At 68.3% G+C, this 22,846-nt stretch carries 19 protein-coding genes and 2 pseudogenes; 16 read left to right on the forward strand and 5 right to left on the reverse strand.

What is annotated here, in order from left to right:
• Positions 1 to 107 precede the first annotated feature (107 nt).
• From PSQ21_RS32795 to PSQ21_RS32805, 3 genes are all read left to right on the forward strand, one after another.
• Positions 108 to 1,445: a glycosyltransferase gene (locus tag PSQ21_RS32795; protein ID WP_274035025.1), complete on the forward strand. Its 1,338-nt coding sequence runs from the start codon at positions 108 to 110 to the stop codon at positions 1,443 to 1,445.
• Between the two features lie 30 nt (positions 1,446 to 1,475).
• On the forward strand, positions 1,476 to 2,687 hold the full coding sequence (locus PSQ21_RS32800; protein ID WP_274035026.1) for a PP2C family protein-serine/threonine phosphatase: 1,212 nt from the start codon (positions 1,476 to 1,478) through the stop codon (positions 2,685 to 2,687).
• A gap of 593 nt (positions 2,688 to 3,280) precedes the next feature.
• The gene (locus PSQ21_RS32805) at positions 3,281 to 4,417 is read left to right on the forward strand and encodes a tyrosine-type recombinase/integrase (RefSeq protein ID WP_073803408.1); all 1,137 of its coding nucleotides are present in this window, start codon (positions 3,281 to 3,283) and stop codon (positions 4,415 to 4,417) included.
• 207 nt (positions 4,418 to 4,624) lie between these two features.
• Here PSQ21_RS32805 and PSQ21_RS32810 read toward each other — a convergent pair whose 3' ends face one another.
• Genes PSQ21_RS32810 through PSQ21_RS32820 form a run of 3 tightly spaced genes read right to left on the reverse strand, consistent with a single transcriptional unit; the run spans position 4,625 to position 8,215 of the window.
• A complete protein-coding gene (locus PSQ21_RS32810) occupies positions 4,625 to 6,544 on the reverse strand; it encodes a hypothetical protein (RefSeq protein ID WP_073803407.1) in 1,920 nt (639 codons plus the stop codon).
• On the reverse strand, positions 6,541 to 7,128 hold the full coding sequence (locus tag PSQ21_RS32815; protein WP_143203104.1) for a hypothetical protein: 588 nt from the start codon (positions 7,126 to 7,128) through the stop codon (positions 6,541 to 6,543). The genes PSQ21_RS32810 and PSQ21_RS32815 overlap by 4 nt, the downstream gene beginning before the upstream one ends.
• Positions 7,112 to 8,215 carry a dsDNA nuclease domain-containing protein gene (locus tag PSQ21_RS32820; protein ID WP_073803405.1) on the reverse strand — a complete coding sequence of 368 codons (1,104 nt, stop codon included), beginning with the start codon at positions 8,213 to 8,215 and terminating at the stop codon, positions 7,112 to 7,114. Before PSQ21_RS32820 ends, PSQ21_RS32815 begins: the two co-directional genes overlap by 17 nt.
• A 448-nt stretch (positions 8,216 to 8,663) precedes the next feature.
• Here PSQ21_RS32820 and PSQ21_RS32825 point away from each other — a divergent pair, with 448 nt between their 5' ends.
• The gene (locus PSQ21_RS32825; RefSeq protein WP_241835849.1) at positions 8,664 to 8,867 is read left to right on the forward strand and encodes a helix-turn-helix domain-containing protein; all 204 of its coding nucleotides are present in this window, start codon (positions 8,664 to 8,666) and stop codon (positions 8,865 to 8,867) included.
• 190 nt (positions 8,868 to 9,057) lie between these two features.
• Here PSQ21_RS32825 and PSQ21_RS32830 read toward each other — a convergent pair.
• A pseudogene (locus tag PSQ21_RS32830) lies at positions 9,058 to 10,244 on the reverse strand (dihydrofolate reductase family protein).
• Between the two features lie 32 nt (positions 10,245 to 10,276).
• Positions 10,277 to 11,704: a helix-turn-helix domain-containing protein gene (locus PSQ21_RS32835; RefSeq protein ID WP_274035030.1), complete on the reverse strand. Its 1,428-nt coding sequence runs from the start codon at positions 11,702 to 11,704 to the stop codon at positions 10,277 to 10,279.
• Between the two features lie 258 nt (positions 11,705 to 11,962).
• Between PSQ21_RS32835 and PSQ21_RS32840 the strand changes: the two genes are divergently transcribed.
• The 12 genes and pseudogenes from PSQ21_RS32840 to PSQ21_RS32895 all read left to right on the forward strand — a co-directional run bounded on the left by PSQ21_RS32840 (position 11,963) and on the right by PSQ21_RS32895 (position 22,832).
• The gene (locus PSQ21_RS32840; RefSeq protein WP_073803560.1) at positions 11,963 to 12,541 is read left to right on the forward strand and encodes an ATP-binding protein; all 579 of its coding nucleotides are present in this window, start codon (positions 11,963 to 11,965) and stop codon (positions 12,539 to 12,541) included.
• A 117-nt stretch (positions 12,542 to 12,658) separates the two neighbouring features.
• Positions 12,659 to 12,856, forward strand: coding sequence for a DUF5999 family protein (locus PSQ21_RS32845; RefSeq protein WP_073803403.1), 198 nt, complete (start codon positions 12,659 to 12,661; stop codon positions 12,854 to 12,856).
• Between the two features lie 172 nt (positions 12,857 to 13,028).
• Positions 13,029 to 13,292 (forward strand): hypothetical protein, encoded by a 264-nt coding sequence (locus tag PSQ21_RS32850; RefSeq protein ID WP_073803402.1) that lies wholly within the window; start codon positions 13,029 to 13,031, stop codon positions 13,290 to 13,292.
• Complete coding sequence (locus PSQ21_RS32855; protein ID WP_073803401.1) at positions 13,289 to 14,305, forward strand: MvdC/MvdD family ATP grasp protein; 1,017 nt, start codon at positions 13,289 to 13,291, stop codon at positions 14,303 to 14,305. Before PSQ21_RS32850 ends, PSQ21_RS32855 begins: the two co-directional genes overlap by 4 nt.
• Positions 14,306 to 14,355: 50 nt before the next feature.
• Positions 14,356 to 15,273 carry an endonuclease/exonuclease/phosphatase family protein gene (locus PSQ21_RS32860; protein ID WP_073803400.1) on the forward strand — a complete coding sequence of 306 codons (918 nt, stop codon included), beginning with the start codon at positions 14,356 to 14,358 and terminating at the stop codon, positions 15,271 to 15,273.
• A 342-nt stretch (positions 15,274 to 15,615) separates the two neighbouring features.
• Entirely contained in the window at positions 15,616 to 16,059 is a 444-nt protein-coding gene (locus tag PSQ21_RS32865) for a DUF6082 family protein (protein WP_073803399.1), read from the forward strand.
• A gap of 484 nt (positions 16,060 to 16,543) precedes the next feature.
• Positions 16,544 to 17,635, forward strand: a complete 1,092-nt coding sequence (locus PSQ21_RS32870; protein WP_073803397.1) for an NAD-dependent epimerase/dehydratase family protein — start codon at positions 16,544 to 16,546, stop codon at positions 17,633 to 17,635.
• 115 nt (positions 17,636 to 17,750) lie between these two features.
• On the forward strand, positions 17,751 to 18,458 hold the full coding sequence (locus PSQ21_RS32875; protein ID WP_073803396.1) for a transferase: 708 nt from the start codon (positions 17,751 to 17,753) through the stop codon (positions 18,456 to 18,458).
• A pseudogene (locus PSQ21_RS32880) lies at positions 18,455 to 18,937 on the forward strand (RpiB/LacA/LacB family sugar-phosphate isomerase); the annotation flags it as partial. The gene PSQ21_RS32875 and the pseudogene PSQ21_RS32880, both read left to right, overlap by 4 nt.
• A gap of 66 nt (positions 18,938 to 19,003) precedes the next feature.
• On the forward strand, positions 19,004 to 20,224 hold the full coding sequence (locus tag PSQ21_RS32885; RefSeq protein ID WP_073803559.1) for a DegT/DnrJ/EryC1/StrS family aminotransferase: 1,221 nt from the start codon (positions 19,004 to 19,006) through the stop codon (positions 20,222 to 20,224).
• Entirely contained in the window at positions 20,224 to 22,029 is a 1,806-nt protein-coding gene (locus PSQ21_RS32890) for a B12-binding domain-containing radical SAM protein (protein ID WP_073803395.1), read from the forward strand. Before PSQ21_RS32885 ends, PSQ21_RS32890 begins: the two co-directional genes overlap by 1 nt.
• Positions 22,026 to 22,832, forward strand: coding sequence for a nucleoside phosphorylase (locus tag PSQ21_RS32895; RefSeq protein WP_073803394.1), 807 nt, complete (start codon positions 22,026 to 22,028; stop codon positions 22,830 to 22,832). The genes PSQ21_RS32890 and PSQ21_RS32895 overlap by 4 nt, the downstream gene beginning before the upstream one ends.
• Positions 22,833 to 22,846 lie beyond the last annotated feature (14 nt).

Genomic DNA, 22,846 nt, shown 5'->3' on the forward strand with positions numbered 1-22,846 from the left:
ACGAACCCCCGGTTCCGGCGCCCCCCTGCCCGGCGCCCCCGCTGCCCGGCGCCGCCCCGGCCCGAGCCGAAGCTGCCCACCCGCCACCACACCCTTTGGAGGTTCGCGTGATCCCGGAGTTGTTCCTCTACCTCTTCCCCTTCCTCCTCCTGGGGTGCTTTCTCCTCTACTGGGCCGGCTCCCGGCACGCCTACGCCCGGCGCCGGGCCACCGAAGCGGGCGCCCCTTCCGGCTTCGACTGGCACTTCTTCGTCCCGTGCCGGGACGAGGAAGCCGTGATCGCGACCACGGTCACCTGTCTGCGGACCGACTTCCCCACCTCCCACGTGTGGGTCATCGACGACGCCAGCGACGACCGCACGGGACCGATCGTGTCCGCACTCGCGGCCGAGGACACCTATGTGCGGCTCGTCTCCCGCCGCCGTCCCGACGCCCGTATCGGCAAGGGTGCCGCGCTCAACGCCGCCTACGAAGCGATGAACGCCCATCTCGGCACCGTGGACCGCTCGCGCGTCGTCGTGTGTGTGGTCGACGCCGACGGCAGGCTGTCTCCTGACGCTCCGGCGCAGGTCAGCGGCCCGGACGCGTTCGGGGACCCGGAGACGGGCGGCGTGCAGATCGGCGTACGGATGCGGAACGTGGACGACGAACGGCCTCTGCCCGACCGGGGCAGGGTCGCCAACGCCTACGCGCGTCTGCTGATCCGGATGCAGGACGCGGAGTTCGCCGTCTCCAACACCGCGATGCAGCTGCTGCGACGCCGCACCGGATCGGTGGGCCTGGGCGGCAACGGGCAGTTCACCCGGCTCACCGCACTCGACCGGATCGCCGCCGCGGAGCGCCGCCCCTGGAAGCAGGACGCGCTGCTGGAGGACTACGAACTCGGTATGCAGATGCGCCTGGCCGGCTACCGGGTCACCCACGTTCCCGAGGCCTGGGTGACGCAGGAGGCCCTGCCCCGCACCCGGAGGTTCCTGACGCAGCGCACCCGCTGGGCCCAGGGCAACATCCAGTGCGTGCGGTACGCGGGCCGGATCATCGGATCGCGCCACTACCGCGCCCGCGGAGTCCTGGAATCGCTCTACACGTTCTTCCAGCCGATCGCCCACCTCACGGTCCTCGCCCTGACCGCGGTCCTGGCGTTCATCCTCCTCACCGGTGTCACGGGCGCCGTGCTGCTCGCCGCGTGGCCCCTCGCACTGGCACTCGGGATCCTGTCCGTCATGCCCTTCGTCCTGTGGGGCCCGGTCTACCGCAAGGAGTTCGCCCCCGACCGCTCACGTCTCACGGGGGTGCTGTGGGGCATCGCCCTGTGGCTGTACGCCTACCACCTCTTCATCGTCTCCGCCCGCGGCTCCGTACGCCTCCTGCGCGGGAAGACCGGCTGGGCCAAGACGCGACGCAACGCCGAAGCAGCCGCCGGTCCCACCGCCACCGAAGCCTGACCCCCCCCGGACTCCGAAGGAGGAGCAGTGATGAAACGGCCCGTCATATCGATTGCCCGGTACGCCGACGGCGCCTGTGTGGGCGGGCTGCTCGCCATCGCCGTGGCCGATGTCCTTCTCGGTCCGCAGGTGACTCTCCTGGCCCTTTTCGCGGCCGCGCCGGCCATCGCGGCCCCCCGATCCACGGCGCGCGGCGTCCTCGGCACCGGACTGTTCGCCGCCGCGACCGCCGTGGCACTCGCCCTCCACGACCGCCTGCTCGGCTCCCCGGAAGGCTTCCTGCCACTGCTGGCCCTGGCACTCGTCACCGCGTTCTCCGCCGCCGCCGCCCGTTCCAGGACCCGCCACCAGCACCAGCTCGCCCGGGTGAGCGACGTCGTGGGCGTGGCGCAGGGAACCGTCCTCGGACCGCTGCCCGAAATCTCCGGTCCCGTGCGTATCGCCGCCTCGTACGAATCGGCCGACGACGCCGCGCAGATCGGCGGCGACTTCTACGAGGTGACTCCGGTTCGCGGCGGGGTGCGTCTGGTGGTCGGAGACGTCCAGGGCAAGGGGCTGAGCGCTGTTCGCACGGCCGCCATCGTTCTGGCCGCTTTCCGTGAGAGCGCCCCGGTCTCCTCCCGTCTGGAGACGGTGGGGCTGAAGATGTCCTGCGCCCTGGCCCGCCGGGGTGCCGAGGAGCGGTTCGTCACCGCCGTCGTTGCCGAACTGTCCGACGACGGGGCCCTGACCCTCGTCAACTACGGCCACACCGCACCCCTGGTGCTGCCCGCACCCGGCGGCGTGGCGGAAGCAGCTCCTGACCGCCCCGGCATGCCCCTCGGCCTGGGCGCACTGGGCGACAGCAGGCCCGGTCGGCACGGCCGTACCCTCGCACCTGGAGACCGGGTGCTCTTCCACACCGACGGCCTCGACGAGGCTCGCGACGCCACCGGGCGCTTCTACCCCCTCACCGCCCGCGCCGACCTCCTCAGGACCAGCAACCTGGCCTCCGGCCTGGAACAGCTCCGTACCGACGTACACCAGCACACCGCACCCGCAGCCCCGGCGGACGACTCCGCGCTGCTCCTCCTCGAATACACGGGAACACCCCGATCCTCCGCCGATGGGCGGCCCGGGCCGACACCCGCGGCCGCCCGGCATGGATGCGAGAAATGCGTCGTCGTCGACTGCCCGATCCCTCTTCCGCTCCGCCCCCACCCGAACACCGCCCGTGCCTGGTCCGGATGCCCTTCCCCATAGACCGCCGGTTCGAAATCGCCGGAGCGCCGTCCGACCACACCGACTTTGTCGCCCTCCGGATTGACGAACTTCTGGAGCAGCCCCACACCCGGTAGCGGTACTTCGCTGACGTCCCTCCGCTGCCTGTCCCGTCTGCCGTGAAAGCGTGGTCATGCGGCCGTGTACCCCTACCGCGTACCTTGGGTAGGCGGCATCCGAGGGCAGCGGTCCAAGAGATACCGGAGCCGGGCCGTCCGGACGGAGAAGGCATGGTGAGCGGTTCCGCGCCCTTTCCCAGGGGGGCACGTCACCAGTCCTGGGAGACCCGGGGAACGCTACCCTGGCATGCGACTCGTTGTAGAGTAGGCAAACAGCCCTTGACCTGCAAAAACGCAGGCAGGGAGCCTACGTCCAGGAGTACCTCGATGATGCATACGATGTTCAAGTCCAAGATCTGACTATTTGGCGTTGCCGCAGGTCAGGGGCATCATGTGCCCCCCTCAGGTCAGCAAACGGTCAGCATGCGTCCCGGACGTGTCCCCGCTTGCTGACCTGCGACCTGCAGCGCGGCGCCTGAGCATGATTCTTGGGCCGGAACGGATGGTGCACGACACATGGCCCGACAGCTCGCCCGCGGCATGGGTGCCTTCTTCAAGGACTGCGGCTGCGCCAAGCCCACCCGCTGCCCGCACTCCTATTCGATACGTTTCCGGGATGCGTTGGGCAAGCAGCGCGAGGAGTCCGGATACGCCACGCAGGACGACGCGATCGAGCGCCTCACGCAGCTCTACGCGGAGAAGAAGACCACGGCGCCGACGGTGGCGGCGGCCCGCCGTGAACTGGGTCAGCTGACGGTCGAGGAGTACGCGAAGCAGTGGCGGCCCCGGCAGCGCAGGATGACGGACTACTCCACCGGCGAGCACGTCGACAGCTCGATCAACGTGCACATCGTTCCGCGTCTGGGAGCGCGGAAGCTGAACTCGGTCACCCCGATGGTGGTCGAACGGTTCCTGGACGAGATGGAGGGCGACGGGGTCGGCCGGGGAAACCAGGTGAACATCTTCCGGGTCCTGAAGACCATCCTGCGGGACGCCTATACCAAGGGGGCCATGGCGGATGACCCTGTGAAGGGAGTCCAAGAGCCTGAATACGTCCGGGGAATGGTCGCCATTCCGTCCCTCGCCTACGTGAAGAAGGCGCTGGTTGTTGCCGACGAGGACCTTGCGCTGGAGATCGTCATGATGACGGGGTGCGGCCTTCGGAATGGTGAGGCGCGGGCGGTGAACGTCCACAACGTCGTGGCCCAGGACGTGTACCGGGTGCGCGAGCAGATCCACTCCAACACGCACAAGCCAGCGAAGCTGAAGCACCGCAGGACAGGGGAGTTCCGGGAGGTGCCGCTGCCCCGGTCGGTTCGGGAGGCGATCGAGCGGCACGAGGAGAAGCACGGCACCACGAAGGACGGCTATCTGCTGCGTGGCCCGGGCGGCTACTTCACCGAGGGCATGGAGCGGCGCCGGGTGAAGAAGCTCTTCGCGGACCTCCCGCCGGAGCAGGGGGTTGGGATGTATGGCTTCCGGCACTACTTCGCCTCCAACGCCCTCGGCAACGGCATCCCCATCACCGATGTCGCGGAGTGGATGGGACACAAGTCCATCGAGGAGACGTACCGCACCTACCGGCACCTGATGCCGGGCAGCATCACCAAGGCCGCCCGGATCCTCGATGCCGGCCTTTGGGAAGCCGCCTGATTTCCGGATTCGAGGGGACAGCAGGTTCTTGTTGACCAGCGAAAACCCTGCCGAGGGTGGGCGTCCGACAGCCGACGGGGGGCGGCCCACCATCTGAAGCTGCTTCGTCGTGCGGCTCGTCCTCCGCGAGCGCCAGGGGACCTCATTGCTCTACTCCATTGGCATCGCTCGCATGGCCTGCTACCCCAGTGCTGCCGATGTCTCGCCTTACGGGGCGGCGTACGCCCTCGGCATGGAGAGCACTCGGATTGTCTTCGGATCGGCGGGTGGCGTGAGGGCCTGGGTGCTAATCACCTGGGTACCGGTCTCACTCGCAGCCTGCGCGAGGGTTCGCAGCACACGGCGTACGACGTTCTCGTTGATGCCTTGCTGGTACGGGTTGTCGAGAAGGAGCAGGCCCGGGAATGCACATTCATCGTCCAGGTCGTGCTCAAGGAAGAGCGTTGCGTAGCTGTAGGCGAGGAAGAACAGCACCTTCGCTTCTGCGCCCAGGGCCTGGTCCCAGGGCCGGGTGCCGACGTAGAAGGTGAGGTCGGAGTCTCTGACAGAGACGTCGTGGTCCACCCATGGGTCTCCCCGGAACTCGGCCAGAAACCCATTCATCCGATCTGCGAACGCCGAGCACCGGTCGGTCGGCTTCGCGCCGGAAATCAGTGGTGCCGAGGCGTCGTTGTCGAGTGCGTCGACAGCCTGCTCGGCAACCTTCAAAGCTTCACGTGCCTGGTCGCGACGCTGGAAGATCGCCTCGATGGCGGGAAATGCGGTGAGCTTGTGTTCCAGCCGCGCAATCTGTGCGGCGAGCTCCTCGAGGGCGGCGACGAAAGGAGCTAGCTGAGCAGTCCGCTCTGCATTGAGCTGGTGGGCAAGGTCGACCTGCTTGGCCTGGAGGTCTTCTTGCATAGCGCGGACAGCGGTGAGGTCGGCGAGAGTGTGGGAGACAACTTCGTCAAGATCGTCGAGTTCCGACTTCAAGGACCGGATCTCGACCTGTGCCCGGCGTTGGCGCTTGTCGTCATCGACGTCCTGGTAGCAGACGTAGCAAGCGGTGTCAGCGTGATGGCGGGCTGGGTCGATGTCCTGCTCGCAAGCAGGGCACAACCGGACAGGGAGAGCATCGAAGATCCCGACCGAGGTGATCAGCCGCTTCATTCGGCCTATCTCGCCGTTCACCGTGTTCGCTGAACGGACGTGTTCCTCGTGGAGGTGTTCCAGCGCGGCTACCTGGTCGGTGGCCTGCCTCAGGTCCCGGGTGACTTGGGAGTATAGGGTGGTCAGAGAGGGGTCGTACCCGGCAGGAGTCTCTGAATCTGCGCTTGCGCTGCGGGTGACGCGGATCTGGTTGGTCAGCTCCTGCCGACGGTGCCAGACAGCTTCGAGCGCCGCCTCCACTTCGCGGCGAGCGTCCGCCACATGCGCGGTAGAGCGAACCAAGGGCAGGTTCATGCTCTCGCAGATCGCCGTTACGGCCTGAACGGTGCTCTGCTGTACCTCGCGGTCCACCGCCTGGGCCTCGGCCAAGCGCCGCTTGGCCTGAGCGAGCACGAACTGAGACTGGGCCTCCGTGGCCCGGGGCCGGGCGAATCCGAGAAGCTGGCTGATGACCGCGCGCCGTACGAACTCCTGCTCCTTGTGCGCGAAGCTGATCCAGGACTCTTCGTTGCGGTGGAAGTGGCGCAGAGTGTTTCGGAACGAGAGCGGGGTCAGCTCTGCGGCAGTCGACGGGTTGAGCCCAAGCGGGATGTGAACGTTCGGCCACCCCAGCGCGCCGAGGATCCAGTCGGAGAAATCAGCCGCCGATAGATCCTCGCCGTTCACACTGACCTTTCCCATCCGGCCGTAGCTCCAGGACCGGGACAGTTCATAGGGCACACCGTCGATCCGGAGTTCCGTGCTGACCGCCACGTAGGCGTCGGCCACGGCGGCACCCAAGGCCTTCGCCGCGTTGTCCCGGTCGCCCAGGCAGTAGTCGATGACCCGCAAGGTCGTGGACTTGGAGCTGTTGCGTACGCCGTGGAGGATGTTCAACATGCCAGAGGCGAACTCGTACTCGTCGAACTCGCCACCGTCGCGGATAAGTCGCACCTTGGAGACGCGAAGACCGCGCGCACCGCTTATTTCGTGGGTCATGGGCGGATCTCCTGGTGGAATGGTGCGTCGCCGACCTCTTCCGGGAACAGGTCGTAGATGAGGTTCTTCAGGTCGGTCCCCGACATCGTCGCGAGATTGCCCTGCATGGCCTTGCACCGCCGGACCAGGGGCTGGAACTGCTCCATCTCGGCCAGACGGGCTGCGGCCGCCGTCCCCGCCGGCCGCAGCTTTACGCGTTCCGGTGTGTGGCTGACCGTGATGGTGATGAGGTTGCGGGCGGTGAGGAAGAACAGGAACTGCCGGTACCGATGGTCCCAGGGGCCGTACCGGTACCGGACCATCGGTGCTTCGACTTCGTGTGTGTCTGTGGCGACGAAGGCATGGTTCTGCCCCGCGGTCTGTGGAAGCACCGCGTGAGCGCGCTCAAGAAACCCCGGGTATCGGAGGAAGAAGTCGAGCTTTGCGAACTTCGTCCGCCCTTCGATGTACGGTCCCGGCTCCTTGCCGCACAGGTAAACGAGTAGAAGGAGGCGAGCGGCGTGGAAATCGACGGAGTCGTCAGGGTCCCATGCCCTGTGCGGCGGTGGCACGACGCGGCTGCCGATTTTATGAGGCATCTTCATACCTGTTTTGGCAACGTGCGGTGATATCGCTGAGGACAGCGAGTGCCTGGCTGAGGGGCACCTCGTTCGACACAACTTCGGGCAGGTTGCAGACGGCCAGGACGGTCTCCCTGTAGGCCGGCTCCCCCGCCCCTATCAGGCCGCCTCGTCGCTGCATGGCCGTGACCTGACAGATGGCGTAGATCTTGTCCGACAGGTCGGCGAGACGCTGTCTCTCAGCGCCCAGACTGCTGCGCTGGTACCGACGGAACGCGAGCATGGCCTCGTGCTGACGGTCAGCCTCTTCTGCCAGGACACCGGCTGGTTGCAACTTCTCCTGGAGAGTCATGAGCCGCTCAAGGCCGCCGTCATGACGTTGGCCCGTGACTCGCTGGACCGCGTCTTCGAAAACGGCACGGAAGTCGTCAACGGTGTGCCGTACAGCCCGCAGCTCGGCAGCCTTCCGCCCGATGTGAACTGAGATCAGCCGCTTCAGCACCTCCTCCACCTCGGCAACCAGGGGCTCCTGGCCAAGGTAGGTTCTGACCATCGGTGTCAGGCGCCGTCGTGCCTCGTCCTCGACCTGATCGCTTGTGCGAGCCTCGACGAGGACGTCAAGGCGGTCGACACACCAGTCGACGTCTCGCTCGTCCTGCAGCTTCAAGCCCCCGAGCTTGTCGATCACCTTTTGGCGCACGGCCGCGCTGACAGGATCTCTCGTTCGACCTCGCTCGCAGGCGAACTCGTACAAATCGGCTGCAGGCGTTTCGTTCACGATCAGCGTGAATCGGGTGCCCTCAGGGAGCGGCTTGCCGATGAACAGCTTTCCGAGATAGCTCGTTTCAGCAGTTCGATTCTCGTGCTTCTTCGCGAAGTCGGGCTGGCATACCCGCGCGACGCTATGGCTCTTCCCTGGCCCTTCGACCGTCTTGACCTGCCTGTAGACGGGCACGGTTCCCTGAAGGCAGAGGATGTCTTCGAGGTCCTCCCACGAGACCTCAGTCCAGTGGCCATCCAACATGTCGAGGCAGTCAAGCAGCGTGACGGCGTCCTGGTAGAGGAAACCGCGCCGACTCCGACGCCCCCCGTCAGCGGGTGCAAGCGACACCGGCGCCCCTGCTGAGTGGCTGACTGGGGGCGACCGCCCCAACGGTGTAGGTCCCTATTCGCACGCTGCCCCCAACGACGCCGTGAAGAACGCAGTAGATCACTCCACGGATACGGATCGCAACGGTCCGTCTGAAGTTGAAAGTGTCGATGCCTGCTACTGCGTCCCCGCCCCCCGCCGAGGACCCGAAGCGCTGAGTGTGCTGCCAGTCCGGTACCCGGTCTACTGCAGACCTCTGACCATCCCGCCAGGGCGTAGAGGCAGCTGAGGCCTGGCGGGAAGTGCTACCCGCAGCCGGTAACACCCGCTCACCAGAGGCCAATGACAGACAAGTTCAACCTCAGTGGGCGGTCACCCGGACTCGTAGAGGGGGCGCGCAAGGAGAGGAGACCGAGGATCGGCGGTCGCTCGTCCGGCGGGGCGATGCGGGCGTAGGGGAGGTGGCGGGCTGCGACGTGAAGGGCGACGGCGGCTTCGGTCCGGGCCAAGGGCGGCCGCCAACCTCTACGCGCACCGCAACACCGTTGAACAGCGCGTCTCACGCGCCAACGAGCTCTCGGCCGTCAAGGTGGAGGACAACCCGACCCACGTGGCGACGGCCCTCCTGCTTCTGGACCTCGCGCCTGAAATCGGGGCGGCCGATCCGAGCTGAGCTCACATCATGGGGCTGCCCAGTTCCCGGTGGTCTGGTCACCGACCCGGTGACGCGGACCTTATGCGGCACGGATGAGTGGAGACCTCGGCGGCGCCTGACTGGCTGGTGGCAGGCCCCTCATGACCGGGGCCGAGTTGGAGCGGGGCCCGGGTCCGCGATGCTCGGTCTGGAAGGCGGAGGGTTCCTATCAGAGCAGGTGGCGGTTGGGGGCCTTTGCAGCGTTCGCGTACTCGGGGAGCGCAATGACGCTTACACCGGCGGCTTCCAGGACCTCGGCGCCCGCAGCGCTTGCGACGAAGGTGTCGGGCTCGCTCCAGGCGGTGACGACGCGGCGGAGGCCGGCGTCCTGGATCAGCCGGGCGCAGGGTCGGGGACGGGAAGCTCGTTTGGCGCAGGGCTCCAGGGAACTGTAGATCGTGGCGGTGGTGAGCCGGGTGTCACCGGCTGAGAGCTTGGCGAGGGTCCCCTCTTCGGCGTGGTCATGAGGATCACTCTCACGAGAGTAGCCGCGGGCAAGTTCGGTTCCGTCAGCCGCGACGACAACCGCTCCCACGCTGAAGGCGGTCGCTGAAGGTGGGCAGAGGGCGGCCAGCTCGCAGGCGAGTGCGAGCCAGTTCCGGTCCGCCGTGTTGGCCGTACGGCCGGTGCCGGGGGTGCTGGCCGAAGGGGTGGGGCTCATCGGGGCTCCGTGGAGGTGTCTTTGGGTGCGTACGTCAGAAGTACCACGTCGCCGATCTGACGAACTTCCAGGAGTCGGAGCCGGGAGGTCGGGCCGCCGGGGTAGCTGGCTGAGCCGAGCATCCGTACCGCGTCCGGCTGGCCGACCAAGAGCGGGGCGACGACGAGCTGGAGTTCGTCGGCGAGCCCTGCTTCGAGGAGCTGTGTGTGAATGGTGCCGCCGCCTTCGACCATGAGCCGGTTGACGGCGTACGCATCACCGAGGACATCGAGAGCGGCGGGCCACGTGCCCTCGGCAGGGATGCTCTGAACGGTGGCCAGGTCACCGAGGGTGGAGCGAGCCTTGGCCGTGGCCACGTCGCCGACGGCCAGGACGAGCTTGTCCCCGCCGTGGTGCCAGAACTTCCAGTCGGGGTCGAGGTCTCCCGTACCGGTGATGGTGACCTTCAGCGGGTACTCCGGCTGACCGGCTGCGATCCGGGAGGCCCTGCGATCCTCCGAGTTGATCAGGAGGCGGGGATTGTCGGAACGGAGTGTTCCGGCTCCCACGAGGATGGCATCGACTCCGGCCCGTACGGAGTCGACGCGGTCGAAGTCTTCCTTGTTGGAGAGCATGAGCCGGGCCTCGCCCGGGCGGGTGTCGAGGTAGCCGTCGATCGAGACGGCTGCGGACAGCAGAACGTACGGGCGGGGCACGCAATCTCCAGAAGGTGTGCTGGTGGGTTGGGTCAGGCGGGGTGCAGGACGATGCGATCGAGCGAGGCTCGGAACTCGGCGACGCCGTCCTCGCTGGCTGCGGGGGCCAGCGCCTGGTCGAGACGGTCGAGCTGGTGGACGATCCGTGCGGAGCCGGTCTCGGCAGCGATGCCTACAGCCTGCGTACCGATTCGGGCGGCCAGGATGTTGTTGCCCGTCCCTGCATGGGCGCGAGCGGCACGAGCGAGGTAGACGCCCCTGTCTCGGCGGTACGCGGGTGGAAGCATCGCGATGGCGTTGTCGAAGCCGGCTGCGGCCCGCTCGTAGTCGCCGAGCGCAGCGAGGGAGCGGGCTCGGGCTGTGTTGACGTACGCGGTATCGAGCCAGGAACCCCAGACGTCGTCGGACTCTGCACGGGCGAGAAGGGTGAGCGCGGTGTCGTATGCCTTATGGGTTTCACTGGCTTCCCCGAGCACGGCATGTGCGTGAGCCTCGTGCAGAACAGCGATGACCTCCAGGCGGCTCCCGGGCCGGGCGGTGCGTCGGGCAGCGGTGGCGAGCCCGAGGGCGTCGGCGGGATGTCCGGTGTCAACGGCGAGTTGGGCCTTCCGACCGAGAATGTAGGCCGTGAGGTCGGTGTCACCGGTGATATGGGAAGCGTCTAGTGCTTTGGCGGTGTGACCGTGCGCAGTGCGTTCGTCGCCGATGTCCTGGGCGAACCAGCCTGCCAGCTCTTCGTAGCGGGTCTCCAGCGCGAGGAGTTCGACGGCGTCGGCACCACGGGCGGCTCGACGTCGTGTGGCAAGGGAGACGAGATTTTGCTGCAGGGCGGGCAGCACGTGCCGAGGGCCGATGAGATTGTCGGTCTGAATTATTACTCGGCGGAGTTGTGCGAAGTGCTCGAAAGGCGAGCCCATGTCGGCCAATTTGCTGTCGGCCGTCGCTGTCGTGGCCGGAACGGCAGCGGCAGCCAGTCCGGCGAGCCCGGAGGCGAGAACGACACGGCGCGGCACGGGCACGAAATGGATCCTTCCGTCGATTCGTGCGGGGACGACGACCAGGTCCATGTCGTCGCGGAGTGAGAATGCCTGCCGGGGGCTGCTCATCGCCAGAGGTCCCAGGCCACTGGCCCCATGGCTCCGTGTATTGGCCCCATCAACCTCCGTCTCGGCTCTGGACGTCATGGCCGAGCTGTCCTGCGGGGACTCGCATTCCGCCTCGTCCCAGTAACGAACCAACGCGCCGGCGGCATCCAGGACCCGGTCAAGCACGACAGCCGCAGGTCGAGGCACAGGGCGCTCGGCGCGCTCGAAGCGCCCGAGATGCGAGCGGTCGATCAACGCCTTGCGAGCGAGCGCCTGCTGGGACAGCCGACGGGCCTGGCGGAACTGGCGTAGCTCGTACCCCCAGCGGTGCCACGGGCCCGCACCCGGAATCAGGTCGTTCGGCTGTTGCCCCACGCTTTCCCCTCACCCGCGAACTTCCCGCGTGCCACGGATTGATCCAACGAAGTCGGCCAGCTCTCGATGGGGCCTGCGGAGCCAGCGTGCGGGGCTCCATCCAAGGACTCCCGGCCGGGGCGCCCAGCCGTTTTCATCGTTGGCATGAGTTGGCAACACGGTATCCGAACGGTCCGTGTGACGAATCGGATTCACGTCATGAAACGCGAGAGCCAGCGAAGCCACCCCGCGCTCCTCTCCCGACTTGGGAGGCACACCGTGTCCCAGGCACCACATCTGCGCAACACACTCACATTGGCCGACACACCCAATGCCGTGCGTCTGGCGCGGCTGCACACGGAGGACCTTCTCCCGAAGTGGGGCGTGCCCTCCGGCATCGTGGAGACGCTGCGGCTGCTGGTCTCGGAGCTGGTCACCAATGCCGTGCAGCACCCGCAGGATGACAAGTCGCAGGACTCGGTCCTCGCCATGCGGAACGCGGCACAGACCTTGGAGCTGACGCTGGAGAGGCTCCGGGACGGGGTGCGGGTAGCGGTCTGGGATCGTGACCCGAGGCCGCCCCTCCTCAAGAAAGTCGGAGTCGAGGCGGAGGGCGGCCGGGGGGTCTTCATCGTCGCCATGATGAGCAGGAGCTGGGGCAGCGGCCCGGCGGTGAACGCGTCCGGGAAGGTGGTCTGGGCGGAGGTCGGACTTCTCCCTGTCAGCCATGTCGTCGCGGACGAGGAAGCTGTGAATCCTCCCGGTCGGCAGGCGGAGGGCGACTCCGACGTGCCTAGGGCGGCCCCTGCGGACCCGACCCTGCTCGGTCGCGTGCTCGTCGGCGTCAGGGAGTTCTGAGCCGTGGCGAGGGAGCTGTCCTCCTGGGGGTGCCGAGTTGTGCACGGGAGTGCGGATACCAAGCCCGCCCGAACAAGAAGCGGTACACCGGGCAATCAGGAGAGGACGGCGCGTTCAATGTGTCCTCATACCCCGCCGTGTCCCACGGCTGACGCGGCTGACCGCCAGGCCGCCCGGGTCTCCACCGCCTGTCACGAGCAGGGGTGGTGCCGCCTCTGCAACGGCGTGGTGCGGTTCGAGGACACCGGTGTGCTGCTGCCGGACGGACGGCTGATCCCTCCCCACCGCGACGCCCTCGCCAGTCGGCCCTCGTGACCACCGCGCACCACCTGGCCAGCGGACCCGTGCTCCGCCTCGGGGCCCGAGAGGCCCTGCGGTGCATCCTCGCCGCCCAGCGTGTCCATTACCTCCCACCTACGAGCCCGTCGACGACCTGGGCTGGCTCCTCCGTACCACCACCCGCTGACCAACCCACCAAGGATTCTCTGTGATTCCCGTACCTGTTGTTCTCGATTCCGCTCACGTACCGCCGCTGCCGTTGGCCTTGAAGGTGAGCGGGACGCCCCAGCCGCTGGTCCCGTCCCGTCCGCTGCCGGGGGAGCGCTTCGACGCCGGCCTCCAGGTGCGTGTTGACAGCGACGGAAGCCCGGTGATCCAGAGCGACCAGTACCGAGCATCCAACACCGGGGTCAGTTTTACGCATATGCGGCCCGGGGACTGGGTCGTCAGCGATGTGGATGGTGCGGCGTGAGCCCGGTCCGGACCGATGGCGACACCGTCCTGGTCATCACCGACCGGGATTCCGATACCGGGGACGCGGTTACCTTGGTCCTCCAGGACCTCGGTGTCCGCACCATTCGCTTCGACCTCATCGATCTGGGCCGCACGGTCAGCGTGAGCGCGCGGTGCGACGGCGGCCAGTGGCAGGGATCGCTCACGGTCAGATCCCGTGTCACCAGACTGCGCGACGTACGGTCCGTGTTCTGGTGCCACCCGACACCTCCACGGGTTTGGGTCGACGGCATGACCGAGGCGCAGACGCAGTGGGCCTCCCAGGAGGCGCTTGCCGGACTGGCCGGAGTGCTCGGCACCCTGGGCTGCCTGCACGTCAACCACCCGTCGGACACGCGACGGGCACAGATCAAGGCCGGTGTGGTCGCTGCCGCTGAACGGGCCGGGCTGACCGTACCGTCCACCTGGATCGGGAGCCTCCCGTCCGGCGCGCGTCGGTTCAACCTCGGCGCCCCGGACGGCATCGTCACCAAGACCCTCACCGTCCCGCAGATCACGGAGGGCGACCATCAGGTCCGCCCGCTCTACACCACGCCGGTGGTGGACAGCGACCTGGACGCCGTCGCGACCGGTATCACCCATCTCCAGCACCGCGTCGTCACCGACTACGCCGTGCGCGCCCACACCATCGGCACCCGGACCCTCGCGGTCCGGATCGACGCGCACACCACGGCAGGCCGGACGGACTGGCGAGCCACCCCCGAGTCCCTGACCTACACGCCGATCACCCTCCCCACCTCGGTCGAGGACGCTCTCAACGCCCTGGTGCACGGCTACGGACTCTCCTACGCGGCCAGCGACCTCCTCGTGGACAGCCACGGCAGGTGGTACTTCGTCGACCTCAACCCGGCCGGCCAGTACCGGTGGCTGGAGAACGAACTGCCCGACCTCGGCATCAGCCAGGCGCTGGCACGGCTGTTGGCCGGAGATTCCGAACGTCCCAGGCGGAACGGCCTCACCGCAGCGGCGTAGCAGATCACCTTCAACCGGACCCATTCCGCACACCGTCTGAAAGGCATTCGATGGCAAACCTGAGGTTCGTATGCTGGAACCTGGAGAGAAACGGAGCGGGTGACCCGGAGATTCGGCGGGCCGCCGCCGAGACGCTGCGTCGCCTCCAGCCGGACATCGTTTTCCGGCAGGAGATGTTCCGTGCCGACGAGCGCGGACACACGATCTTCAACGAGCAGTGCTGCGAGCTGGACATGCAGGGCGTTCTCGGCCCCGGGTCGTGCACCGCCATCCTCTTCAACCCCCGGCGGTTCCACCTCGTACGTGACTGGTCGGGCGACCGTGGCCCGTACTTCGTGCTTCCGCCCACCGCGATCACTCTGAGCTTCCCGGAGGCCGGGCCCGACGCGTCGCCCTTCAACGCGGTCAGCTTTCATTTCGCCTACGCCAGCGCGGAACAGCGCCAGATGGAGGCCGAGTGGACGACGACTTGGGCCGACAAGGGGTGGGAGGCTCCTGACGGCAGCCGCCTCGTTCTGCCGGCCATCCTCGGCGGCGACGGCAACAGTTACCCGGAGCCGGGTACGGCGGGCGAACTACCTCTGCCCGACCTCTCCGTCATCCAGGACCGGCCTCACCGTCTCCACCGCTCGCGCCGAGGCCCCGATGGTGTCCGCGTACCTGACACCGAGCCTGACCACACGCTGCGCACTGCGGGCCTCGAGGACGTCGCCCGCCACTGGGCCACGGCCGAGGGCGGCAACTCGGCCGCGCTGGCCCGTACCGTCAACTCCAGTGCGACTCATGGCCCCGACAGCCGGGTCGACCGCGTGTATGTCACCACTGGCCTCCTCCCCGCCGTGACCGGCGTCGAGGTGCACGAGGTTTCTCTGGGCGTGTCCGACCACCACATCCCTGTCGTGACCATGGACAGCAGCGTTTTCACTGATGTGCTCACCGGCTACCGGCACACCTCGGCCCGCACCTGACCTTCTGAACTTCGCCGTACGCGCTTGCCGATGCAGGCCGTACCGCGGTCCGAGCTGGGGTTCCCAGGGAGCTGAGTCCGCGTGCTCCACGGTCACGCAGGACCGCGAGCTTAGGAAACGGCGCCTCCTCCGCGCCCCGGTCGATACGGGCTTGAACAACCCGGCTCGACCGGCCCGACCGCTCGTCTCCGCCTCAGCTGAGGGTCTGAGGCGGAGACGAGCGGGCCCCGGCAGCGAAACCCGCCGCCCTTCCTCGATCGAGGCTCGGCGGCACCACCCACCATCACCCCCGGTACTCCGCTTTGCCTGAGCGACCAACCGAGATCGAACGAAGGAGTGCACATGAAGGTCAGTACCGCCGTGCTCGCGGCAGGCGCATCCATCGCCGCGGTGGGCGTCGCCCATCTAGTCCAGAGGAGGCGTCAGCACAAGCAGCGCAACGACCTGGCGCTCTCGCTCATCCAGATCGAGTGGCTGGCGCGAGCCTCCAGCGATGAGAAGGAGGCCGCGTACTGGGCACCTGAAGGGGTGGAGCCGGAGCAGTACCAGCCGTTGCTGTCCGGCAACCGGATGTTCTGCCAGCTCAGTCTCCGTTTCAGGCTCGGCCTGGTCACCGACCGGCAACTGGTCCTGTACGCGGACAAGCTCATGGAGAGCGCTGCTGCCCGCGCCTACTGGGCGCGGTTCGGCGAGCACCGCGAGGCTGAGGCCCTGGGCAACGAGACCGACGAACAGTTCACCCGGGTCATGAACGAGGCGTTCACCCGGGCCACGATGGTGGCGTAGTGGCCGGCATCGTCATCGGCTTAATCGTCGTCGCGGCCTTCGGCTTTCTCGTGCTCTTCGGCGCGAAGTGGAGGCGAGGCCGGTGACGACGCCGAGCCTGGGCTTCCTCCTACGTCACGCTGTCCGCCATCCCGTCCGAACGACTCGCCGTAACAACCACAAGACGATTGACGCCACGGGCTGCGGTCTGGGACTTCTGATCGTGGTTCTCGGCTTCAGCGGCCTGGTCGCGGCGTGGGTGGCCAGCATGATCCTTCCCCTCCTCATGTGACCCGGTCGTATCTGCCCAGCCCCCCGCCCGGCAGATGCGACCTTCCGAAGGGGCCTCTCCGGCTCCGCGGATGATCCCTGCGGAGCACGACAACCGGAGGGGGGTGGCACCGCTGCGGATCAGGCCGCGCGGAGCCCCGGTCGGCCGTCGACCTGGAGTCGCGGCCGACCGGCCCGACCATCGCGCTCCATCCCGCATCGTTCAGGAGGCATCGTGCAGAACCGCTCCGCCCTGTCCGAACTCAACGGCGCCACAGTCCTGGTGACCGGTGGCGCGGGGCTCATCGGCTCCCGGATCACGGCTCGGCTCAAGAAGCTCGGAGCCCGCCCGATCGCCTTGTGCAACATGAGCGCCTACCCCGAGCACGTGTACTCCGGCCTGTTCGGCGTCGACACCACCCACCCGGACACGGTGATCGGCGACGTACGGGAGACCGCCCTGGTGCGGAAGCTGGTCGCGGAATCCGACTACGTCATCCACGCCGCCGCCCTCGCGGACGTCGCCGCCTGCACCCGGGAGCCGGCGGACGCGATCGACGTCAACATCGCCGGCACCCAGGCCGTCCTGGACGCCGTCGCCGCGAGCCACCGCGTGCGCCGCATGGTCTTCGTCTCATCCGCCAGCATCTACGGAGACGGAGAACCGGAGGAGACGGAGAGCCGCGACCTGCTCGCCATGCGCCAGCTACTTGAGAGCGTCCATGGCCGGATCCCGCGCCAGTTCCATGAGTTCGACTCCATGCGCCCGGTATCGGTGTACGGCGCCACGAAGGCGTGGGGCGAGCAGCAGACCGGGATCGTGCTGGGCCAGGTCGGCATCTCGTACAGCATCGTGCGGTACTTCTCCGTGTACGGGGAGCCGCAGACGATCAAGCCGAACAGCCACTCCTGGGTCGTCGCCTGGTTCGCCGCCCGCGCCTCGCTCGGCCTGCCGCTCCACCTGAACGGCGGCGGGGGACAGGTCAGGGACCTGACCCACGTCGAGGACATCGCCGAGGGCACGCTGCGCGCGCTGGTCAGCCCCGGGGCCCACAACGAGACGATCAACATCGGCACCGGCATCGCCACCAGCATCCGGGACGTGGCGGAGCTGGTCCGGGCCCACTACCCGGACACCGAACTCCTGGAGACGCCCCTGCCGGCCGGTGACCCGCTCGGAGGCTACGCCTCGGTCCGCCGCATGGGGAACGTCCTGGGCTGGACGCCGAAGGTGCCGCTTGCGGACGGGGTGGAGCGCTACGTGCGGTGGCTGCAGACCACGCCACGGGCGGCCCCGGACTGGCTGTCACAGACAACGCCCCTCTAAGGAAAACGAGTTCGGGCCCAGCTGTTCCACCCGGCGTCGAGCACCGCCCCGCCTCACGAGCGCGGAATCCTCCAAGACCTCCCGCCACGACCAACTCACTGAAAGCCGGATCATCATGAAGCCGCTTCTGCTCGGCGAATACGTCACCGCGCCCGCCTACGGACAGCTCGCCGCCACCCCGTACGGGCGCCTGCACAACTACGACCTGGCCGACTTCCTCGCCCGTTGGCCGGAGCTACACGAAGAGGCCCTCGCCCTGCTCGGCGACGATCGCATCCACCCGACGGCGTACGTGCACCCGCAGGCCATCGTCGGGGACGACGTCATCATCGGCCCGGAGGTGAAAGTGTACGAGTTCTCCACCGTCCGCAAGGGCAGCGTGCTGTGCGCCGGGGCCTCGGTCGGCTTCAACTGCGAGGTGACCTCCGCGTTCGTCGGCGAGGGCGCGGTTCTGGGCCATCGCATCGGGATCAACCGCACGATCGTCGGCAACCGAGCGCACCTGTCGGCCGGGGTGACGGTGGCCGCCATCGCGGTGAGCGCTGACATGTCCACGCCGGAGCGCGAGATCCGCCTGCGTACCGAAGCCGGTGCGTACCGATGCGGGACCGCGCAGTTCGGCGCGGTCATCGGCGACAGGGTACAGACCGGTAACAACATCAGCCTCGGCCCCGGTGTCCTCGTCGGACGCAACAGCCAGATCGACAGCAGCGTCACCCTCGCCATCCGCGCCGTCCCCGAGCACTCCGTCGTCACGGCCCCGCACACCGCGCAGACCCGCATCCGCAGCCGCAACGCGGGCGTCGAGGAAATGCTGCCGTGACCGCGCCCTGCCGTGCTCCCGTTGCCGGCCCCGACGTTGTACCTCCGCTGCGCTTGGCCATCGGCGCCGATCGTGCCGGCCAGGAGTACATGGACGCGCTCGCCGAGCACCTGCGGAAGCAGCGCCTCGTCGCCTCCGTGCTCGACGTCGGCGTCCACCTTCGCTCCGAAGGCGCGTACCCGCAGATCGCCGAGGAGGCTGCCCGGCGCGTGGCCGAGGCCACCGTCGACAGGGCCCTGCTCATCTGCCACACCGGCCTCGGAATGGCCGTCGCGGCGAACAAGGTGCCCGGCGTCCGCGCCGTCACCGCCCACGACTCCCTGTCCGTGCGGGCCTCCGTGCTCTCCAACAACGCCCAGGTCCTCACCTTCGGCGCCGGGATCATCGGCCTGGCCCTGGCCAAGCAGCTCGCCGAGGAGTGGCTGGCCTGGCGCTTCGACCCGACCGCGTCCGCCGCACGCAAGGTCCAGATGATCCACGATCTGGAGCGCACCGGCCGCGTCATCCCCCCCGCCCGTTCCCTGACCCGTACTAGGAGAACGCCGATGCCAACCAATCGCAGCACCGTTCCCCGCACCACCGCAGCCCTGAAGATTCCCTTCGAGCCGGCCCAGGGCGGCTGGTACACGGGAGCCGAGCACGACGCCATCCGCATGGTCGTCTCCGGTTCGGAGAGCTGGCGTACGGGCTGGCGCGGCAGCGAGTACGTCACCAGCTTCGAGGAAGCCTTCGCCCAGTACACCGGGGCGAGCCACGCCCTGGCGTTCAACTCGGGCGGCACCGCGATGGAGATGGTGCTCCGCGCCCTGGAGCTGAAGCCGGGGGACGAGGTGATCTCCTGCGCGATCAACTTCGTCGGCCCGCACATCGCCGTCATCGGGCAGGGCGGCCGACTCGTCCTGGCCGAGCCGGACCCGCTCACCCTCAACCTCGACCTGGCCGACACCGAGCAGCGGATCGGCCCGCAGACAAGGGCGATCCTGGTCACCCACTGGAACGGCGCGAGCGCCGACATCGACCGCTTCGTCGAGCTGGCCGCCCGCCACCCGCACCCGGTGCACGGGCCACCGGTCGTGATCGTGGACGCCGCCCGCGCCTGCGGCGGCCGGACCTCGTCCGGAGCACGCGTCGGCGCTGAGGGCTGGGCGACGGTGTTCTCCTTCGAGTCGAAGAAGCTGATGACCACCTTCGGCCAGGGCGGCATAGTCACCACCGGCGACCAGGTCCTGGCCGAGCGGCTGCGCGGGCTGCGGACGTACGGCGGACGCGCGGGCTGGGGCACCAACCAGTTGCTCAGCAAGGCCCAGGCCGCGGTCGGGCTGATCCAGCTCGCGCGTTTGGACGAGATGAACGCCGCCCGGATCACGCGGGCTCACGAGCGTACGGCGGCCCTCGCCGACATTCCCGAGCTGACCCTGCCTCCGACGCTCGACGAGGACCTGCACCTCTACTACCGGCACAACCTCCTGGTCCCCGAAGCATGGGCGGGCCGGGGCCGCGACGAGCTGATGGACGTGCTCGCCGACCGGTACGGGGTGGGCAGCATCATCTCCGACCCGGTCACCTACCTCGGCCACGACCTCATCCGCGCCCACACCGCCGGCCAGCACTGCCCGCGCGCCGAACAGCTCGCCGCCCGCCTCCTGTGCCCCTGCCTCCACCCGCAGATGACCCGGGACGAGGAGGCCCAGGTCCGCGACGCGATCCGCCGGGCCATGGCCAGCATCGCCCAGCTCCACCCCGCAACCGCCGAGGAGAACGGCTGATGTCCCAGCTCCGAGTCGAAATCGATGGCATCCGCGACCGGGAGATCCACCTCGTCGACCCGTACGAACCCAAGGACCCCGACGGGCTGCTGCGGATGGTCTTCATGATCCCGTACGGCCATGCCTTCAGCCTGATGGGCAACGGCCCCATGGGCTTGCACGACCTCATCAACCGTACGAAGGACGTCCCCGCCGTCGCGGAGCGCGCCCTGCACTATGAGTGCCTGATCCACGAGGGAAACCGGGTGACCACGCCGGACGGGGAGGTCTACCGCAGCATCGAGTTGCCGTTACCCGTCGGCACGGCGGACGTGATCGGCGTCTCCGTCATCAACTCCGGCAGCCTGCACTCCGTCTTCCAGCAGCTCGACCTCGCCGGAGTACCCCGCCGCAGCGCCGACAGGATCCCCGGCGAGCACCCGCTCGTCGTCGGGGGCAACTCCGGCCTCGCCGACCCCGAGCCCATGGCCGACTACCTCGACGTCATCGCCCTCGGCGAAGCCGAAGAATCCCTGCTCGAACTGCTGCGCGTCGTCCACGCGCACCGCGAGGAGCCCGGAGCCGGCGTCACCCTGTACGAGAAGCTGGCTCGCATCCCCGGCCTGTACGTACCGTCGCTCTACACCTGCGAGTACCTGCTCGGTGGCGGCGTCGCCGCGGTGACCCCGAAGAAGCTCACCGTCCCCGCGAAGGTCAGCCCTGCCTACCTCCCCGCACGGGAGCTGCACCCTGCCCACTTCGTCTACCCCAAGAGCGACGGCACCGCCGCAGGCATCCACCCCACCCTCGGCTGCCGGCACTCCTGCGACTTCTGCAACCTCGGCGTCCCCCCGTTCCGCCACGCACCCATCGAGATGCTCAAGGACTACATCGACCGCCTCGAAGCCCACAAGATCCGGCGGATCATCATCAGCTCGCCCACGTTCACTCAGTACCGCCACCGCGCCGAACTCCTGGACCACATCAGCGCTTACGCCCGCCGGGCGGCGGCCGAGGGGGATACGGTCACCACCATCATCGGCTCCATCCGGGCGGACGAACTCACCGCGGACTACCTGGAGTCGGTCACCGAACTCGAAGAGTTCGGGCACCTGTTCACCGAGCTGAACCTGGACCAGGCCCGGGGCATCATCACCATCGCCCCCGAGTGGGCCTCCCCGGACCTCGTCGCAATGTACGGCAAGACCCAGCGCCGCGAACGCGTCGACAACGCCATCGAGCTGTGCCGCAAGAGCAGGGACGTCAACACCGTCATGCTCTATCTCATCGTCGGCGCACCGGGCGAGCGGGACGCGGACCGGCTCGCCATCGCCGACTACGCCCAGGACGTCCTGGACCGGCTCGGGCACCCCGACGGCACGGTGATCGTCAAACTCCACCAGTTCATGCCCAAGCCCGGCACCACCAGCCAGCGCCTGAGGATGAGCGACCCCGACCTCGTCCACACCTACACCGCCCAGATCGAGGACCGCCTGCGCGACCTCGTCGGCGACGAGAAGTTCGAGCAGCACTTCCGAGTCCTCGACCTCGGTGCCAGCCACATGCACCTCGAAGTCATCTGCTCACGCGGCGACCGCCGGATCGGACCGGTCCTGGAAGACCTCTACGACGCGAACATTGACCTGCACACGGTGACCAAGGACCAGCTCGTCGAGGCCCTCGCCCGGCGCGGTCTGTCGTACGACCGCCACCTGCGGCACATGGACGAGCCCGTCTTGCCCTGGCACACCCTCAACCACGTCAACACCACCGCCGAGCAGCAACTGGCCACCGCCCTCTACGAGCGTGAGAGCACCCTCGGGTGAACGGCTTCCCCCTCCACCCGGCCAAGCACGCCCTGCCCGTCGTACCCGACCCGGCCGAGCACGCCGCGTACGTCCGGACCACCGACCCGGATGCGGACCTCTCCATGCTCGACGGGGTGGTCCTCCTCTACCAGGGGCGGCTGCTGGAGCACGCTTTGCGCACGCACCGCACCCGCCCTCGCCCGGGGTGGGTGCGCGGCGGCCTGCACTTGGTCGAGGACCAGGGCCGCAGATTCGCCCTGTGCGGCGGCTTCGGCCTCGGCGCCCCGGCCGCCGGCCTCGTCGTCGAGCAGCTGGCCGCGCTCGGTACCCGGCGGGTCATCACCGTCGGCACCGCCGCCTCCCTCCAGCAGGGCCTCGGCCCCGGGGCCCTGGTCGTGGGTACGAGCGCGCTGCGCGACGAAGGGCTCTCCCACCACTATCTCCCGCCCGGCCGGACGGCCTCACCCTCGCCCGCCCTCACCCAGCACCTGACCGAAGCGCTGGCCTCGTACGACTTACCGGTCACGCGCGGGCCGATCTGGACCACGGACGCCCCGTACCGTGAGACGACGGCAGAAGTCACCCGGTACGGAGCCGAAGGCATCCTCGCCGCCGACATGGAAGCGGCCGCGGTCTTCGCCGTGGGCCGCTGCCGTACGGTCGCCGTCGCCACCGTCCTCGCCATCGCGGACTCCCTCGTCGCCCGCCGCCCACGCCAGCACTCGCCGGACACCGAGCACGCACTCCACACGGCGCTTGCCGCAGCGGCGCAAGCGCTCCACACCTCGACGGCGTCATCGCCGACCGTCGGCGAACACTAGGGTTGAATTCCTCG

This window comes from Streptomyces sp. MMBL 11-1, from assembly GCF_028622875.1.
In the GTDB taxonomy this organism is placed as follows: Bacteria; Actinomycetota; Actinomycetes; order Streptomycetales; family Streptomycetaceae; genus Streptomyces.